The organism is Terrabacter terrigena, from assembly GCF_042676085.1.
GTDB lineage: Bacteria > Actinomycetota > Actinomycetes > Actinomycetales > Dermatophilaceae > Terrabacter > Terrabacter terrigena.
This window is the reverse complement of sequence record NZ_JBHTKH010000001.1, coordinates 627,215-643,683: the sequence shown is the minus strand read 5'-3', so window position 1 is coordinate 643,683 and position 16,469 is coordinate 627,215. Positions and strand designations below refer to the sequence as shown.

Sequence of the window (16,469 nt, the reverse complement as noted above, 5' to 3'; positions counted from 1 at the left end):
TGCGCATGCGCCGTCGCCCGGCCCTGTCCGTCGCCAGCATCTCGGCCCTCGTCATCGCCGGACTCGCCGTCCCGCTGACGGGGGCTCCCGTCGCCCGGGCCGAGACGCCGCGCACCGCGACGCTCGTCGGCTCGCTGCAGAGCGAGCTCGGCTGCGACGCCGACTGGACGCCCGGTTGCACGGCCACCGACCTGGTGCTGCAGCCCGGCACCACGACGTATGCCGCCGACTTCACCGTGCCGGCCGGCTCCTGGGAGCTCAAGGTCGCGATCAACCACGACTGGGCCGAGAGCTACGGGCAGGGTGGCGGCAACGTCCCGCTCGTGCTCCAGCACGCTGCGAAGCTGCGCTTCACCTACGACGACACCACGCACGCCGTGGGCGTCGCGCCCACCGACCTGCCGGGCAACGCCACGGATGCCGACGCGACGCTCGCTCGCGCCTCCCTGCGCGAGCTGGCGACGCGCGAGCGCTTCTACTTCGTCATGGCCGACCGTTTCGCCAACGGCGACCCGGCCAACGACCGCGGCGGGCTGACGGGGTCACGGCTCGAGACCGGCTTCGACCCGACCGACGCCGGCTTCTTCCACGGCGGCGACCTCAAGGGCATCTCCCAGCGGCTCGACTACATCAAGGGCCTGGGTACGACCGCGATCTGGCTGACCCCGTCGTTCAAGAACCGCCCCGTGCAGGGGTCGGGCTCCGACGCCAGCGCCGGCTACCACGGCTACTGGGTCACCGACTTCACCCGCATCGACCCGCACCTCGGCACGAACGCCGACATGAAGGCGCTCATCTCCGCGGCCCACGCCAAGGGCATGAAGGTCTACTTCGACATCATCACCAACCACACCGCCGACGTCGTCGACTACGACGGCGGGCAGCACGGCTACGTCTCCAAGGACGCCGGCTCCTACAAGGACGCGAGCGGTGCCGCGTTCGACGACGCTGCGGTGGCCGGCAAGCCCATGTGCGCCGGCACCGACAAGGCCTACCCCGACTGCTTCCCCGCCCTGTCGGCCGCGTCGTCGTTCCCGTACAAGCCGGTCTTCCGCACCGACGCCGACAAGACCGCCAAGGTGCCTGCCTGGCTCAACGACCCGACGATGTACCACAACCGCGGCGACTCGACCTTCGCCGGCGAGTCCTCCACCTACGGCGACTTCGTCGGTCTCGACGACCTCTTCACCGAGCGCTCCGACGTCGTCTCGGGCATGGCCGACATCTACAAGTCGTGGGTCGACTTCGGCATCGACGGTTTCCGCATCGACACCGTCAAGCACGTGAACATGGAGTTCTGGCAGGCCTTCTCGCCGGCGATCCTCGAGCACGCCAAGGAGATCGGCAACCCCGACTTCAACATGTTCGGCGAGGTCTTCGACGGCAACCCCGCCTACACGAGCCAGTTCACCACCAGGGGCAAGCTCCCCGCGACGCTCGACTTCGGCTTCCAGGGTGCGGCCCTCGGCTTCGCGCAGGGCAAGGCGACCACCGGCGTCCGTGACCTCTTCGCCGGCGACGACTACTACACCGACACCGACTCCAACGCGTACGAGCTGCCGACCTTCCTCGGCAACCACGACATGGGCCGCTCCGGCGCCATGCTGCTCTCGGCCGGCTACACCGGCGACGCGCTGCTCGCCCGCACCGAGCTGGCCAACTCGCTGATGTTCCTCTCGCGGGGCAACCCCGTCGTCTACTACGGCGACGAGCAGGGCTTCACCGGCCCGACGAGCGGCTTCGACGACAAGCGCGCCCGCCAGGACATGTTCGGCACCAGCACCGACATCTACAAGGACGACGTCATCGTCGGCAGCTCGCAGCCGCAAGGCACGAGCGACCACTACTCGACGTCGGTGCCGCTCTACCGCCACATCAAGCAGCTCGCCGCGCTGCGCCGGGCAAACCCGGCCCTCGCCGACGGCGCCCAGGTGCACCGCTACGCGTCCGACGCCGCCGGCATCTACGCCTTCAGCCGCATCGACAAGGCTGCCAAGCGCGAGTACGTGGTGGCGACCAACAACGCGACGACCGCCAAGACCGCGACCTTCGAGACCTACTCCGCCGGAAGCAAGTTCGTCGCGCTGCTCGGCGCGACGTCCGACCTGCGCGCCGACGCGTCGGGCCGCATCACCGTGACCGTGCCACCGCTGTCGGTCGCGGTCTACCGTGCGAACGGGGCGATGGCCTCCTCGCCGAGCGCGCCGACGATCATCCCGACGTCGCCCGGTGCGGGTGGTGTCGTGGGTGGCCGGGCAGAGATCGGCGCTGCCCTCGACGGCAGCACGTTCGCCGAGGTGACCTTCCTCCAGCGTCCGGTCGGCGCGACGCAGTGGACGCCGATCGGCACCGACGACAACGCGCCCTACCGCGTCTTCCACGACGTCTCCGGGCTGGCCAAGGGCACCCTCGTCGAGTACCGGATGGTGGCCAGGGACCTGAACGGCAAGGTCTCTGCGACCTCGACCTATGGCGACGTGGGTGAGCCGCAGTCCTCCGGCGGTGGCGACAGCGGCGGCGTCGGTCCGGTCACGCAGCCGAACGCCGTCAGCGTGCCCGGGAGCCACAACTCCGAGATGGGCTGCCCCGGTGACTGGCAGCCCGACTGCCCGCAGGCGCAGCTGACGCTCGACCCCAAGGACGACATCTGGAAGGGCTCGGCGACCGTGCCCGCCGGTGACTACGAGTACAAGGCCGCGATCAACAAGGCGTGGGACGAGAACTACGGCGTCGGTGGCGCACCCGGCGGCGGCAACATCGGCTACAAGGCCCCCGGCGGGTCGGTCGACTTCTTCTACGACCACCGCACGCACTGGGTGACGAGCTCCGCGCAGGGGTCCATCCTCACGGCACCCGGCAGCTTCCAGACCGAGCTCGGCTGCCCCGGCGACTGGGCGCCCGACTGCATGCGCTCGTGGCTGCAGGACCCCGACGGTGACGGCACCTACACCTTCAGCACCGACCGCATCCCGGCCGGCAGCTACGAGTTCAAGGTCGCCGTCGACCGCACGTGGGACGAGTCGTACCCGGCCGGGAACGTCGCCTTCACGGTGCCGAGCGACGGGGTCGTCACGACCATCACCTACAAGGCCTCGACCCACGAGGTCTCGGTCAAGACGTCCAGGGCGGGCGCGGTCCCCGACCTCAGGAAGGCCAAGGCCTTCGTCGTCGGCCCCGACCTCGTGGCCTGGCCGGCCTCGGCCCTGCCGGCCGGCACCGACCCGGCGACGCTGCGCTGGCGACTGCACTGGTCCGCCGACGGCGGGCTCGCAGTCGACGCCGAGGCCGTCACCGGCGGCTCGGTCGCGACCCTGACCCGTGACCCCGCAGGCCTTCCGGCCTCGCTCGTCGCGGCCCACCCGGAGCTCAAGGGCGCCGTCGCACTGCGCATGGACAAGGCCACGTCGCGCCGGCTCCCCGAGATCCTCGAGGACCAGGTCGCCGTCGGCCTCTACGACACGACGGGTCGCCTGCTCGACGCCACCGGCGCCCAGACGGCCATCGCCATCGACGCGCTGTATGCCGCATCGGCGCGTGGCCGCACCTACGGACCGAGCTTCCCGGGCGCCGGCCGCGTGCGCTTCACCCTCTGGGCGCCCACCGCGCAGTCCGTCACCCTGCTGACCTGGCGGGCCGGCAGCGCCGACCAGCCCGTGAGCACGGCCACGCGCACCGCGATGGCCCGCGCCACGGACGGCTCGTGGTCGGCCTCGCTCGACAAGGCTGCCCGCAACGCCCGCTACCTCTACGAGGTCAAGGTGTTCGCGCCGACAACCGGCAAGGTCGAGACCAACATCGTCACCGACCCCAGCTCGGTCGCCCTGACGCCGAGCTCGACCCGTTCCGTCGCGGTCGACCTGCGCGACCCCGCGTTCATGCCCACGGCGTGGCGCACGACGAGCGCCCCGCCTCTCCAGCAGGCCGTCGACTCGACGATCTACGAGCTGCACGTTCGCGACTACTCGGCCTCCGACGCGAAGGTCCCGGCCGGCATACGCGGCAGCTACCTCGCGTTCGCTGCCGACGGTGACGGGCGCGCACACCTCAAGGCGCTCGCGAAGGCGGGGCTCAACACGGTGCACCTGCTGCCGACCTTCGACATCGCCTCGATCGAGGAGGACCCCGCGAAGCAGGAGAGCCCGAAGTGCGACCTCTCCTCCTACGCGCCCGACAGCGAGGAGCAGCAGAAGTGCACCAGCGCCGTCGCATCGAAGGACGCGTTCAACTGGGGCTACGACCCGTTCCACTACAACGTGCCCGACGGGTCGTACGCCTCGAGCACCAGAGCTGCTGACGGTGGCGCCCGCGTGGCCGAGTTCCGCACCATGGTCGGGGCGCTGCACCAGGACGGCCTGAGGGTCGTGCTCGACCAGGTGTTCAACCACACGAACGCCTCGGGCCAGGCCGACAGGTCGGTGCTCGACAAGGTCGTCCCGGGCTACTACCAGCGCCTCGACGCGAGCGGCGCGGTCGAGACCTCGACCTGCTGCCAGAACGTCGCCACCGAGCACGCGATGGCCGAGAAGCTCATGGTCGACTCGGTGGTGTCCTGGGCCCGCAACTACCGGGTCGACGGCTTCCGTTTCGACCTCATGGGCCACCACAGCAAGGCGAACATGCTCGCCGTGCGGGCCGCCCTCGACGCCCTCACGCCGTCCCAGGACGGCGTGGACGGCAAGGCGATCTACCTCTACGGCGAGGGCTGGAACTTCGGCGAGGTCGCGAACAACAAGCTCTTCGTCCAGGCGACGCAGGGCCAGCTCGGTGGCACCGGAATCGGCACCTTCTCCGACCGGCTCCGTGACGCGGTCCGCGGCGGCGGACCGTTCGACGAGGACCCCCGCAAGCAGGGCTTCGGATCAGGCGAGGCCACCGACGACAACGGCGCGGTCGACAAGGACGGCAAGCCCGTCAACGCCGACGCCGCCGCACGGCTCGCGAGCGACACGGACCTCGTCCAGCTCGGGCTCGCCGGCAACCTCAGGACGTTCACGTTCCGCAGCCAGAAGAGCGGCCAGGTCGTCAACGGCACCCAGGTCGACTACAACGGCTCGCCGGCTGGCTACGCCGACCAGCCCGACGAGGTCGTCACCTACGTCGACGCCCACGACAACGAGACGCTCTTCGACTCGCTCACCTACAAGCTGCCCGTCGCGACGTCGATGCAGGACCGGGTGCGCATGAACACCCTGTCGCTCGCGACGACCGCTCTGGCGCAGACCCCGTCGTTCTGGCACGCGGGCGCCGACCTGCTCCGGAGCAAGTCGCTCAACCGTGACTCCTACGACAGCGGTGACTGGTTCAACCGGCTCGACTGGACCGGTGCCGACAACGGCTTCGGCCACGGCCTGCCCCCGCAGGAGCAGAACTCCGCGAAGTGGCCTTTCATGAAGCCGCTGCTCGCCGACCGCGCCCTCAAGCCCACCGCGGCCGACGTGCGCAGGTCCGACGCGATGGCCCAGGACCTGCTGCGACTCCGCTTCAGCACCAAGCTGTTCCGGCTCGGGAGTGCTGACGCGATCAACGCCAAGGTCAGCTTCCCCGTCTCGGGCTCCGCGGACGCCAAGCAGGGCGTCATCGTCATGCGGGTCGACGACACCAAGGGCGCCGACGTCGACCCGACGCTACGCGGCCTCGTCGTCGTGTTCAACGCCACGCCGAGCACCGTCACCCAGAAGGTGCCCGGGCTCACTGGGCCGGTGGCCCTGAGCCCCGTGCAGGCAGGCGGCGCCGACAGCGTCGTCAAGCAGGCGGCATACGACGCCGGCACCGGCACGTTCTCGGTGCCGGCACGCACGGTTGCCGTCTTCGTGCAGCCGAGCTGACCCGTCCGACGACGCGAGCGCCGGTCCCCGACACCGCCGGGGCCGGCGCTCGCTCGTGCGGGCGCAGTGCCAGGGCCAGCGCCCGGGCCGGTGGCCGAGGCATAGGTTGGGCGGGTGACGACTCCTGACATGACCTACCGGCAGCTCGGCGACAGCGGGCTGACCGTCTCCACCGTCGGCATCGGCTGCAACAACTTCGGACGGCGCGTCGACCAGGACGGCACCAACGCCGTCGTCCGGCAGGCGATCGAGAGCGGCGTCACGCTGTTCGACACCGCCGACATCTACGGTCTGGGTGCGAGCGAGGAGATGCTCGGCCTGGCTCTCGGGTCGGAACGCGAGAACGTCGTGGTGGCAACGAAGTTCGGCATGGACATGCAGGGCAGCAACGGACCGGACTGGGGTGTGCGCGGCTCCCGGCGCTACATCCGGAAGGCCGTCGAGGCGAGCCTGCGCCGTCTGGGCACCGACTGGATCGACCTCTACCAGCTGCACCGTCCCGACCCGCGAACGCCCATCGACGAGACCCTCACAGCCCTCGACGAGCTCGTCAGGGAGGGCAAGGTCCGCTACATCGGCAGCAGCAACTTCACCGGCTGGCAGGTCGTCGACGCCGACTGGACGGCGCGCGCCGCGGGAGCGGCCCGGTTCGTGTCCGCGCAGAACGAGTACTCCCTGCTGGAGCGCGACGTCGAGGAGGAGCTCGTGCCCGCCTGCGAGCACGTCGGCGTCGGCCTGCTGCCGTTCTTCCCGCTCGCCTCGGGGCTGCTGACCGGCAAGTACCGCCGCGGGGAGTCGGCGCCGACGGGTACGCGGCTCGCGGGTCTGCCCGACCGGCTCGCGGCCGCCGACTGGGACACCATCGAGCGCATCGAGGCGTATGCCGTCCAGCGCGACCTGCGCCCCATCGACGTCGCGATCGGCGGCCTCGCTGCCCAGCCGGCCGTCGCCTCCGTCATCGCAGGCGCGACGCGTCCCGAGCAGGTCGTCGAGAACGTGCGGGCCGCGCTCTGGCAGCCGACGGCCCAGGACCTCGCAGAGCTCGACGAGATCACGTCGCCGCCGGTGTGACCTCGGGCGCCACCGGTGCGCCGAGCCGTGCCGTCTCGGCGCGGCGGGCGCTGCGGTAGAACCAGGCGCCCAGCACGCTGAACGCGCCGGCGCACACCATCGCGGCCTGAGTCGACACCTGCTCGGCGAGCAGGCCGAAGAGCGGGGCGGACACCCCGAAGGCCACCGATGCCACCATCGAGTTGATCGACAGGACGGTGGCGCGGTTGCGGGCCCGGGCCTCGCGGTGCAGCAGCGCCGAGTGGGCCGGGCCGGCAGACCCGTGGAGCAGATAGGTCACGCTGTAGGCCGCGATGAGTGCGGCCGGTCCGGCCACGAGGCCCATGACGACGGCGCCGAGCCCGTTGAGGACGCGCGCGAGGATCGCCGTGCGGGCCACTCCGACGCGGCGGCTCGTCCAGCCGGAGACGGCGGCCCCGAGCGCGAAGATGCCCCAGCCGGCCGCGGCGACCGGGCCCATGATGGCGCCTGCACGCTCCTCGCCGCCGACGAGCTCGGCGAGGCGGATCGGCTGGAAGGTCTCGAACACGAGCATGCCCACCGCCCAGAAGATCTCGACGCACACGATGCCGCGCAGCGCGGCGTTGGTGCGCAGCAGCCCGAGCCCCTCGCGCACCACTGCGGGTGACTCCTTGGCCGAGGCGAGGGCCCGGCGGGCGCCGGAGGAGTCGACGTGCTCGGCCGACCGGGGCTCGCGCAGCAGGACGAGCACCGCGAGCAGATGCACGACGTTGAGGGCGACGAAGACGGCGACGGGCAGCACGAGGGCCGACGCGCCGGTGAACGGGTGCCACCAGACGAGGGCACCCGACACGAGAGCTCCGGCAGCGATGCCGACCCCGAGCACCGTGCCCTGCGCGGCAAGAGAGGCATCGACGTCTGCCCCGGGGTCGGTCGCGTGCACCGTGTCGACGAACCACGCCTCGAGCGGCCCCGAGTCGAGTGCGCGGAAGATGCCGGTGAGCACCGCAGCCGCGAGGAACATCCAGAACGCGTGCGCGAGGAGCAGCACGACGCTCGCCACGACGTTGACGACAGCCGACACGACGAAGACCGGGCGGCGTCCGAAGGCGTCGGCGAACCCGCTCGTCGGAAGCTCGAGCGCGAAGATCGTCAGGCCCGCGGCCGACGACACGGTCATCGCCTGGGCGACGGTCAGTCCCCGTTCGAGCTGCCACAGCGTGAGCAGCCCGATCACGAGACCCACCGGGAACCAGCGGGTGAAGGTCAGCGCCAGGAAGACGCGGCGGGCCGCGGCGGGGGAGAGGACGGCATACGGCTGCGGTGCGGCGTCGCGCCCGGTCTGGTGGCTCATCGTGCTCCTGTCGGGGGCCGGTCGAGGTCGAGGGGGTAGGCGAAGGCGTAGACGGCGATGCGGCGGGCCTGCGGGTTGCCCTGGCCGACGCGGCGGTAGCGCTCGATGAGGTCCCACATCTCCTCGCGCATGGCCTCGAGGGACTCGGCGGTGACGAGCACCGAGGCGTCGCTCGAGCCGCAGGCGTCCTGCCACGCGGTGGGCCACGTCGTCGAGACGTCTAGCCACCTGTCGTACTGCTCGCTGAAGTGACGCGCGTAGTCGCGCGTCAGCCAGTTGAGGGCGGTCTCGGCGTCCTCGTCGCCCTCGAAGTCGCTGGGATGCCAGGAGTGGTACTCGGAGCTGGCCTGCCAGAGCCGACGCTTGCCCTCACCCTCCTCGGTGTCGTGCACGAGGCCGACCGACTCGAGCTTGCGCAGGTGGTAGCTGGTGGCTCCCGAGTTGGTGCCGAGCAACGTGGCCAGGTCGGTGGCGGTGGAAGGACCCTGCCGACGCAGGGCGCCGAGCAGGCGTGAGCGCAGCGGATGCGCGAGCACCCGCAGGCTCTCCGGCGTGAGCCAGAGGTTGTCGTCGTCGCCCCGCTCGGGGGTGGGGGAGGCGGAGGTCGTGCGGTCGCGTGCAGCCATAGTGTGCACAATACCTTTGCACAGTTCCTTTGCACAATAACTGTGCACGAGTTCTTTCGGCCGACGTCGTCGCAGGTCAACCACGGTTTCGGGGGTCCCGCGGATCGATTTGGGCGGCGCAGCCCCTGCCCGTAACATTGGTGAGGTTGTGCACCGGGCCGTCAGGCGAACCACGTTCCGCACCATCACGGGCGCGGAGCAGGCGACGCGGACCGAGCCCAGCGTCACACCAGTGGCTCCACCATTTCAGAAGCGAAGGCAGACTCCATTGCGCACCTACACCCCGAAGCCCGGCGAGGTCACTCGCACGTGGCACGTCATCGACGCGTCCGACGTCGTCCTCGGCCGCCTCGCGAGCCAGGCCGCTGTGCTCCTCCGGGGCAAGCACAAGCCGCAGTTCGCGCCGCACGTCGACACCGGTGACTTCGTCATCATCATCAACGCCGACAAGGTCGCCCTCACCGGCGCCAAGGCCGAGCAGAAGAAGGCCTACCGCCACTCCGGCTTCCCGGGCGGTCTGCGGGCCACCTCCTACACCGAGCTGCTCGCCAAGAGCCCCGAGAAGGCCATCGAGAAGGCCATCCGCGGCATGCTCCCGAAGAACTCGCTGGCCCGCCAGCAGCTGTCCAAGCTCAAGGTCTACCGCGGCGCCGAGCACCCCCACGCGGCGCAGAAGCCCGTCCCCTTCGAGATCACCCAGGTTGCGCAGTAAGCCCCGGCTTGCTGTGTAGAAAGCGACAAGACACGTGACTGACATCGTTAACGAGGACGTCCTCGACACCGACGAGCCGGAGCTGACCGAGTACACCAGCGAGTCCTCCGCCACCGACGCCCTCGGCGAGCCGAAGCGCGCCCGCCAGGTCTCGACCCCCGGTGCCGCCACCGGCCGTCGCAAGCAGGCCATCGCCCGCGTGCGCATCGTGCCCGGCACGGGTGAGTGGAAGATCAACGGCCGCACCCTCGACGCGTACTTCCCCAACAAGGTGCACCAGCAGATCGTCAAGGAGCCCCTGACCCTGCTCGAGCTCGACGGCTCCTACGACGTGCTCGTGCGCGTCCACGGTGGTGGCCCCTCCGGCCAGGCCGGCGCCGTCCGTCTCGGCGTCGCCCGCTCCCTCAACGAGGTCGACACCGAGCTGAACCGTCCCGCCCTCAAGAAGGCCGGCTTCCTCTCCCGTGACGCCCGCGTCCCGGAGCGCAAGAAGGCCGGTCTCAAGAAGGCCCGCAAGGCTCCGCAGTACTCCAAGCGCTGACGGCCCGGCCCAGCGCCGACCCAGCCCCGCACAGGCCCCCGAGCACCGCTCGGGGGCCTGTGCCGTACCCGGCGCCCGGGCTCCGGGGTGTTTGCCGACCCCGGAGCCCAGCCGCCGCGCGCCGTGTCGTTTCCTGAGACGAGCCCGAGCGCGCCCTGCCAGATTGCTTCCAAAGTGCGACGCGCACGACCCCTTGGGACAATCGGGCGGCCGGGCATGGCACCCTCGTTGCCATGCGCTACAGGGGGCTCGGTGAGGTCGGGCTGCTCGTCGTGTCCGGGGCCGGCCTCGTGCTCGCCTGGACCCAGACGAGCTCGGACCTCGGACTGACGCTGTGGTGGCTGGCCGTCGTCCTCGTCGGCGTGCTGCTGCCCGGCTGGGTCGTCGTGCGCGCCGTCCGAGGCGGCAGCGTCGGGGCCACCGACCTCGGCTGGGCAGGCCCGACGGGCCTCGCGCTGGCTCTCGCGACCTGGCTCGTCGCGCACCTCGTGGGCCAGCGACTGCCGTCGCTCGTCGTGGGTCCGGTCGTCGCGGCGGCGCTGCTGCTCGTGCCTCTGACGCGTCGCCGCGTGACCGGTCGCGCCGCCGCCCCCGACGACGGTCCGAGCGGCTCCTGGCCGGCGCCGGCGTGGGCGGCCCTGACCGCTCTCGTGCTGGCCACGGTGCGTTGGCTCTGGGTGGGCGGCCTCGCGCTGGTCCCGTCGAAGCCGACGCCCCGGTTCCAGATCTGGTACCAGGACCTGCTCTACCAGACGGCCCTCACCGGAGAGCTGCGGCGCAACCTCGTGCCCGGCTACCCCATGGTCGACGGTGAGCCCCTCGGCTACCACTGGTTCTTCCACGCCCTGGCGGCGCAGCTGAGTGGCACCGGCATCGACGACCTCGACATCGTGACGCGCCTGCTCCCGTCGACGCTCGTCGTCCTGCTCGTGCTGCTGGCGGCCGCCGTCGGTCACCAGGTGGTGGGCCACTGGGCCGGCGGCATCGGCGCCGCAGCCGCCATCGCCGTCCTGCGCCCGGTCTCGGTCGACGTCTGGGTGCAGACCCCTGTCGACGCCGTCCCGAACTACTGGCAGCTGAGCCCGACGGCGGCCCTGGGCTGGGTCTTCGGCCTGGCCGTCGTCGGGACCCTCGTGGCGGTGCTGCGTCGCGCCCCGGCCGACCGCCTGGCCCCCGCGATGCTGCTCCCGGCCTTCTCCATCGCGGCTGCCGGAGCCAAGTCGGCGCAGCTGCCCGTCATCCTGTGCGGGCTCGGGCTCGCCGCCGTCGTGGTGGTGCCGCTCGAGTGGCGGCGACGCCGCGCGCCCGGCAGCGAGCTGCGGCCCGTGGCCATCAGGTATGCCGCCTGCCTGGGCGCCCTGGTCGTGATCACCCTGCTCGCCGTCCTCTTCATCTACCCCGGCTCGTACGGCCTGCGCTTCAACCCGTCCAACTGGCCGGACTTCCAGAAGTCGCTCATCCTCGGTCGGTCGACCGCAGAGACCGGGGCAGCGGTGGGAGCGATCGTCGTGGCCTTCCTGCGGCGTTGGGGGCCCGTGCTGCTGCTGGCGCTCGGCCTGCTCGTCCTCATCCGGCGCCGCCCGACCGACCCCAGCGGGTGGATGGGGGTCGGTGCCCTGGTCGGTGGTCTCCTCGCGGTCATGCTGCTGCGTCACCCGAGCGGTAGCGAGTACTACTTCGCGATCGCCGCCCAGCCGCTCGCCATGGCGCTCTCCGGTGCGGGAGTGGCCGGCTACGTGCGTGACGAGCTGGCGGCGCGCCGCGTCGAGCGCGACGTCGACGGGGCCGTGGACGGCCCGGCGCCGGGCCGGTGGGCGCACCTGCGTGGGCCGCTCGTGCTCCTCGTGACGATCGCGCTGGCGGGGCTGCTCCTCGTCCTCGCCGTGCGCCGTCTCGCGCGCTCGACCGGTCGCCATCCCGCAGAGCTCGCCGGCCCGCACACCGACGCCATGGCGATCTGGGCGTGGTTCGAGCCGACGCTGGCCTTCCTGGTGGGCCTCGTGGTGGTCATCACCGTGGCCTGGCTCGTGCGGCGCCGCTCCGCCCGCCCCCTGCTGCGCGGAACGTGGGCTGCCCTGCTCGTGCTGGCCGTCTTCGCCGGCGGGGCCAGGATCCTCGCCCCGGACCTGTCGCTGTCGAGCAACCCCGGACCCGCGCGCAGCCAGCCGCGGCCCACCGACCGGCCGCCGCGCCCGGTGGTGCCGCCGGCGCTCTTCGACGCCGGCCAGTACCTCCGTCAGCATGCTGACCCGACGGACATCGTGGCGACGAACCGGGTCTACAACGGCCGCTTCAAGTCGGGCGTCGGCGACAACCGTGACTTCTCGGTCGCCGCCTTCTCGGGCCTGCGCAACGACGTCGCCGGCTTCGGCTACGCCCCGCGCATGCTCCAGGACGTCAAGCCGGGTGAGAGCTACATCCTCGCGCCGTTCTGGGACCAACCCCGACTCGACGCCGAGCAGGCCCTCATCGAGAAGCCGACCGCCGAGAACCTCGCTGCCGCCTACCGCACCCGAGGGGTGCGCTGGATCGTGGCCGACGAGCGGTCCGGCCCGGTCTCGCCCGACCTCGCCACGCTGACCGACCTCGTGAGCCGCACCGACGGCGTGTGGCTGGCCCGTCTGCGCACGCCGGGCAGCTGACCCGGCCGACCCGTCCGGTCGCCCTGGTACGAGGGGTCCTGTTCGTCCCACGCTGCGCGATCGATGAGCCTCGGCGGGCGCACCGCGGCCCGGGCGGTATCGTCGTCCGAGCACGTGATCAGCACATGGTCACCACATGAACTCGGGAGGCCAGGGGCCACCCCGCTCGGAAGGCACACAGCGTGGCTCGACTCTTCGGCACGGACGGCGTCCGTGGTGTGGCGAACAAGGACATCACCGCCGAGCTCGCGCTCGACCTCTCGGTCGCAGCAGCGCACGTGCTCGCCGAGGTGGGGGCCTTCAACGGGCACCGGCCGGTTGCAGTCGTCGGGCGTGACCCTCGGGCCTCCGGCGAGTTCCTCGCCGCCGCGACGACGGCCGGCCTCGCCTCGGCCGGCGTCGACGTCCGCGACGCCGGTGTGCTCCCCACCCCGGCCATCGCCTACCTCGTGGCCGAGCAGGACGCCGACCTCGGGGCGATGCTCTCGGCCTCGCACAACCCGATGCCCGACAACGGCATCAAGTTCTTCGCCCGGGGCGGGCACAAGCTCGCCGACGACCTCGAGGACCGCATCGAGGAGCGGCTGCGCGCCGACCGGGAGCGACCCACGGGCGGCGCCGTGGGTCGCATCACGCCCCTCGTCGACGGCGCCGACCGCTACGTCGCGCACCTGCTGTCGGTGCTGCCGCACCGCCTCGACGGCCTGCACGTCGTGGTCGACGCAGCCCACGGAGCCGCGTCCGAGGTCGCGCCGCGAGCCTTCCGTGAGGCGGGGGCCCGGGTCACGCTCATCGGCGGCGAGCCCGACGGCCTCAACATCAACGACGGCTACGGGTCCACGCACCTCGACCACCTCAAGCAGACTGTCGTCGAGGTCGGCGCCGACCTCGGGATCGCGCTCGACGGCGACGCCGACCGCTGCCTGGCCGTCGACGCGGCGGGCCGCGAGGTCGACGGCGACCAGATCATGGCGATCCTCGCGCTCGCCATGAAGGAGCAGGGCGTGCTCCGGGGTGACACGCTCGTTGCGACCGTCATGTCCAACCTCGGCATGATCCAGGCCCTCGGCAGTGCGGGCATCAAGGTGCTCCAGACGGCCGTCGGCGACCGCTACGTCCTCGAGGGGATGAAGGACGGCGGCTACTCCCTCGGTGGCGAGCAGTCCGGCCACGTCGTGATGCTCGACCACGGAACCACCGGCGACGGCACGCTGACCGGGCTCATGCTCGCCTCACGAGTCGCCGCGACGGGCCGCACGCTGACCGACCTGGCCGCGATCATGACCCACTTCCCGCAGGTGCTCGTCAACGTCAAGGACGTCGACAAGTCGGCCCTCGAGGCCAACGCCGCCGTCGCCGACGCCGTGCGCGCCGCCGAGGGCGAGCTGGGCGAGTCGGGGCGCGTGCTGCTGCGCAAGTCCGGCACCGAGCCCGTCGTACGCGTCATGGTCGAGGCCGCCGACGGCGAGCAGGCCCGCGCGCTCGCCGACCGCCTCGTCGGAGTCGTCAAGGCCGAGCTGAGCCTCTGACGCCGGAGGAAGCGCGCCGTGGCGCGCTTCCGGGTCGGCGCACGCGTACGCGCTGGGGTGGAACTGCCCCGTGGCGGCTTTCGTCGCCATCGGACCCGCGGCCCGAGCTCCGTGGAGGTCGCGGGCCGCGCTGCGTAGGGTTTCGCCATGCCCAACCCGCTGCTCAGCCCGAGTCCGCTGCCGTTCTCGCTCCCGCCCTTCGCGCTGCTGCGCGACGAGCACTACCCCGAGGGGTTCGACCGCGGAATGGCCGAGCACCTCGCCGAGGTCGAGGCCATCGTCACCGACCCGCAGCCGCCGACGTTCGACAACACGCTCGCGGCCCTCGAGCGGTCGGGGCGCACCCTGAGCCGCGTCAGCCTCACGTTCTTCGGCACGTCGAGCTCGCTCGCGACCGACGCGGTGCAGGCGATCGAGGAGGAGTACGCGCCGAAGCTGACCGCCCACGGCGACGCCGTCCGGCTCGACCCGCGCCTCTACGCGCGGATCAAGGCGGTGCACGACGACGCGGAGGCCATGGCCGCCCTCGACCCAGAGTCGCGCCGGCTCGTGGAGCGGCACCTGACCGAGATGACGGTGGCCGGCGCAGGTCTCGACGACGACGCCAAGACCGAGCTGCGCGTGCTCAACGGCCGCCTGGCCACCCTGAGCACCCGCTTCGAGAAGCAGCTGCTCGCAGACTCCAACGACCTCGCGGTCCTCGTCGACGACGTGGCCGACCTCGACGGCCTCACCGCCGGAGAGATCTCCGCCGCAGCCGAGGCCGCCCGCGAGCACGGCCACGACGGCAAGTGGCTCATCACCCTCGTCCTGCCGACCGGGCACCCGCACCTCGCGTCGCTGACGAACCGCGACCTGCGCCGTCGCGTCCACGAGGCGCAGAGCGCACGCGGCAACCGCGACAACGCCCATGACACCAAGGCGCTCGTGCTCGAGATAGTGCGGCTGCGCGCGCAGCGGGCCCGCCTGCTCGGCTACCCGACCCATGCCGGCGCGGCCCTCGCCGACTCCACGGCCCGCACGCCCGAGCGGGTCATGGAGCTGCTCGGCCGGCTGGCGCCGGCGGCAGCGCGCAACATCGAGACCGAGCGTGCCCTCCTCGAGGAGGAGGCCGGCGAGCCGATCGAGGCCCACGACTGGGCCTTCTGGGCCGAGCGCGTGCGTACGTCGAGGTATGCCGTCGACCTCGCTGCGATGAGGCCCTACTTCGAGGCCGAGCGGGTGCTGCGGGACGGCATCTTCTTCGCGGCCGAGAAGCTCTTCGGCCTCACCTTCCACGAGCGCGACGACCTCGTCGGCTACCACCCGGACGTCCGCGTCTTCGAGGTGCACGACGCCGACGGGTCGCCGATCGGCCTCTACCTGCTCGACCTCCACACCCGCGACACGAAGAAGGGCGGGGCGTGGATGAACAGCCTCGTCAGCCAGAACACGCTGCTCGAGCAGCCGCACGCCGTGGTCGTGAACAACCTCAACGTGCCGAAGCCCGGGGGCGGTCAGCCCACGCTGCTCACCTACGACGAGACCCGGACCTTCTTCCACGAGTTCGGGCACGCCCTCCACGGGCTGCTCGCGCACGTCACCTACCCGCACTTCGCCGGCACCCGCGTCTTCCGCGACTTCGTGGAGTACCCGAGCCAGGTCAACGAGATGTGGATGCTGTGGCCCGAGGTGCTCTCGAGCTACGCGGTGCACCACGAGACGGGGGAGCGGCTGCCGGACGAGCTCGTCCAACGCCTCGTCTCGGCGCAGGCCTGGGGCGAGGGGTTCGGCACGGGGGAGTACCTCGCGGCGTCGCTGCTCGACCAGGCCTGGCACGCTCTCGACGTCGAGGAGGCCGCCGCCGTGGGCGACGTCCAGGCGTTCGAGGCCGCGGCGCTGGAGGAGGTCGGTCTGGCCAACACGCTCGTGCCGCCGCGCTACCGCTCGACCTACTTCGCCCACACCTTCTCCTACTCCTACGACGCGCAGTACTACGCGTACATCTGGAGCGAGGTGCTCGACGCGGACACGGTCGCGTGGTTCCGCGAGAACGGCGGCCTCACCCGCGCGAACGGCGACCGCTACCGCACGTACGTCGTGGGCATCGGGGGCGCGGCCGACCCGCTCGAGTCGTACCGCGAGTTCCGTGGCGGCGACGCCGACATCACGCACCTCCTGCAGCGCCGCGGCCTCGACTGACGGACCGATCGACGCGCGCGGATGCTG

Annotated in this window: 9 protein-coding genes; 7 read left to right on the top strand and 2 right to left on the bottom strand. The window is 71.6% G+C overall.

Features of this window, described 5'->3' with window-relative positions:
• Positions 1-5 precede the first annotated feature (5 nt).
• Both pulA and ACFQ2V_RS02920 read left to right on the top strand, forming a co-directional pair.
• Positions 6-5,825, top strand: a complete 5,820-nt coding sequence (pulA, locus tag ACFQ2V_RS02925) for a pullulanase-type alpha-1,6-glucosidase (protein ID WP_386050573.1) — start codon at positions 6-8, stop codon at positions 5,823-5,825.
• A gap of 129 nt (positions 5,826-5,954) precedes the next feature.
• A complete protein-coding gene (locus ACFQ2V_RS02920) occupies positions 5,955-6,896 on the top strand; it encodes an aldo/keto reductase (RefSeq protein WP_386051041.1) in 942 nt (313 codons plus the stop codon).
• Here the strand turns inward: ACFQ2V_RS02920 and ACFQ2V_RS02915 are convergent.
• Together ACFQ2V_RS02915 and ACFQ2V_RS02910 are read right to left on the bottom strand one after the other, a co-directional pair.
• Positions 6,877-8,211, bottom strand: coding sequence for an MFS transporter (locus ACFQ2V_RS02915; protein ID WP_386050572.1), 1,335 nt, complete (start codon positions 8,209-8,211; stop codon positions 6,877-6,879). The genes ACFQ2V_RS02920 and ACFQ2V_RS02915 overlap by 20 nt on opposite strands.
• Positions 8,208-8,837, bottom strand: coding sequence for a winged helix-turn-helix domain-containing protein (locus ACFQ2V_RS02910; protein WP_386050570.1), 630 nt, complete (start codon positions 8,835-8,837; stop codon positions 8,208-8,210). The genes ACFQ2V_RS02915 and ACFQ2V_RS02910 overlap by 4 nt, the downstream gene beginning before the upstream one ends.
• 268 nt (positions 8,838-9,105) lie before the next feature.
• On the opposite strand from ACFQ2V_RS02910, the gene rplM reads away from it, so the two are divergent.
• The 5 genes from rplM (at position 9,106) to ACFQ2V_RS02885 (ending at position 16,442) form a co-directional block, all read left to right on the top strand.
• Positions 9,106-9,549, top strand: a complete 444-nt coding sequence (gene rplM, locus ACFQ2V_RS02905) for a 50S ribosomal protein L13 (protein ID WP_386050568.1) — start codon at positions 9,106-9,108, stop codon at positions 9,547-9,549.
• Between the two features lie 34 nt (positions 9,550-9,583).
• Positions 9,584-10,090, top strand: a complete 507-nt coding sequence (gene rpsI / locus ACFQ2V_RS02900; protein ID WP_386050567.1) for a 30S ribosomal protein S9 — start codon at positions 9,584-9,586, stop codon at positions 10,088-10,090.
• Between the two features lie 233 nt (positions 10,091-10,323).
• On the top strand, positions 10,324-12,732 hold the full coding sequence (locus ACFQ2V_RS02895) for a hypothetical protein (RefSeq protein WP_386050565.1): 2,409 nt from the start codon (positions 10,324-10,326) through the stop codon (positions 12,730-12,732).
• A gap of 182 nt (positions 12,733-12,914) precedes the next feature.
• Positions 12,915-14,261, top strand: coding sequence for a phosphoglucosamine mutase (gene glmM, locus ACFQ2V_RS02890; protein WP_386050564.1), 1,347 nt, complete (start codon positions 12,915-12,917; stop codon positions 14,259-14,261).
• A gap of 147 nt (positions 14,262-14,408) precedes the next feature.
• Positions 14,409-16,442 (top strand): M3 family metallopeptidase, encoded by a 2,034-nt coding sequence (locus ACFQ2V_RS02885; protein WP_386050562.1) that lies wholly within the window; start codon positions 14,409-14,411, stop codon positions 16,440-16,442.
• The last annotated feature ends 27 nt before the right edge of the window (positions 16,443-16,469 follow it).

Bases quoted from the DNA above. Each gene is read 5' to 3' on its own strand.
- ACFQ2V_RS02915 (WP_386050572.1), bottom strand. From the start codon at position 8,211: ATGAGCCACCAGACCGGGCGCGACGCCGCACCGCAGCCGTATGCCGTC.
- ACFQ2V_RS02895 (WP_386050565.1), top strand. From the start codon at position 10,324: ATGCGCTACAGGGGGCTCGGTGAGGTCGGGCTGCTCGTCGTGTCCGGG.
- ACFQ2V_RS02920 (WP_386051041.1), top strand. From the start codon at position 5,955: ATGACCTACCGGCAGCTCGGCGACAGCGGGCTGACCGTCTCCACCGTC.
- pulA (WP_386050573.1), top strand. From the start codon at position 6: ATGCGCCGTCGCCCGGCCCTGTCCGTCGCCAGCATCTCGGCCCTCGTC.
- ACFQ2V_RS02910 (WP_386050570.1), bottom strand. From the start codon at position 8,837: ATGGCTGCACGCGACCGCACGACCTCCGCCTCCCCCACCCCCGAGCGG.
- ACFQ2V_RS02885 (WP_386050562.1), top strand. From the start codon at position 14,409: ATGCCCAACCCGCTGCTCAGCCCGAGTCCGCTGCCGTTCTCGCTCCCG.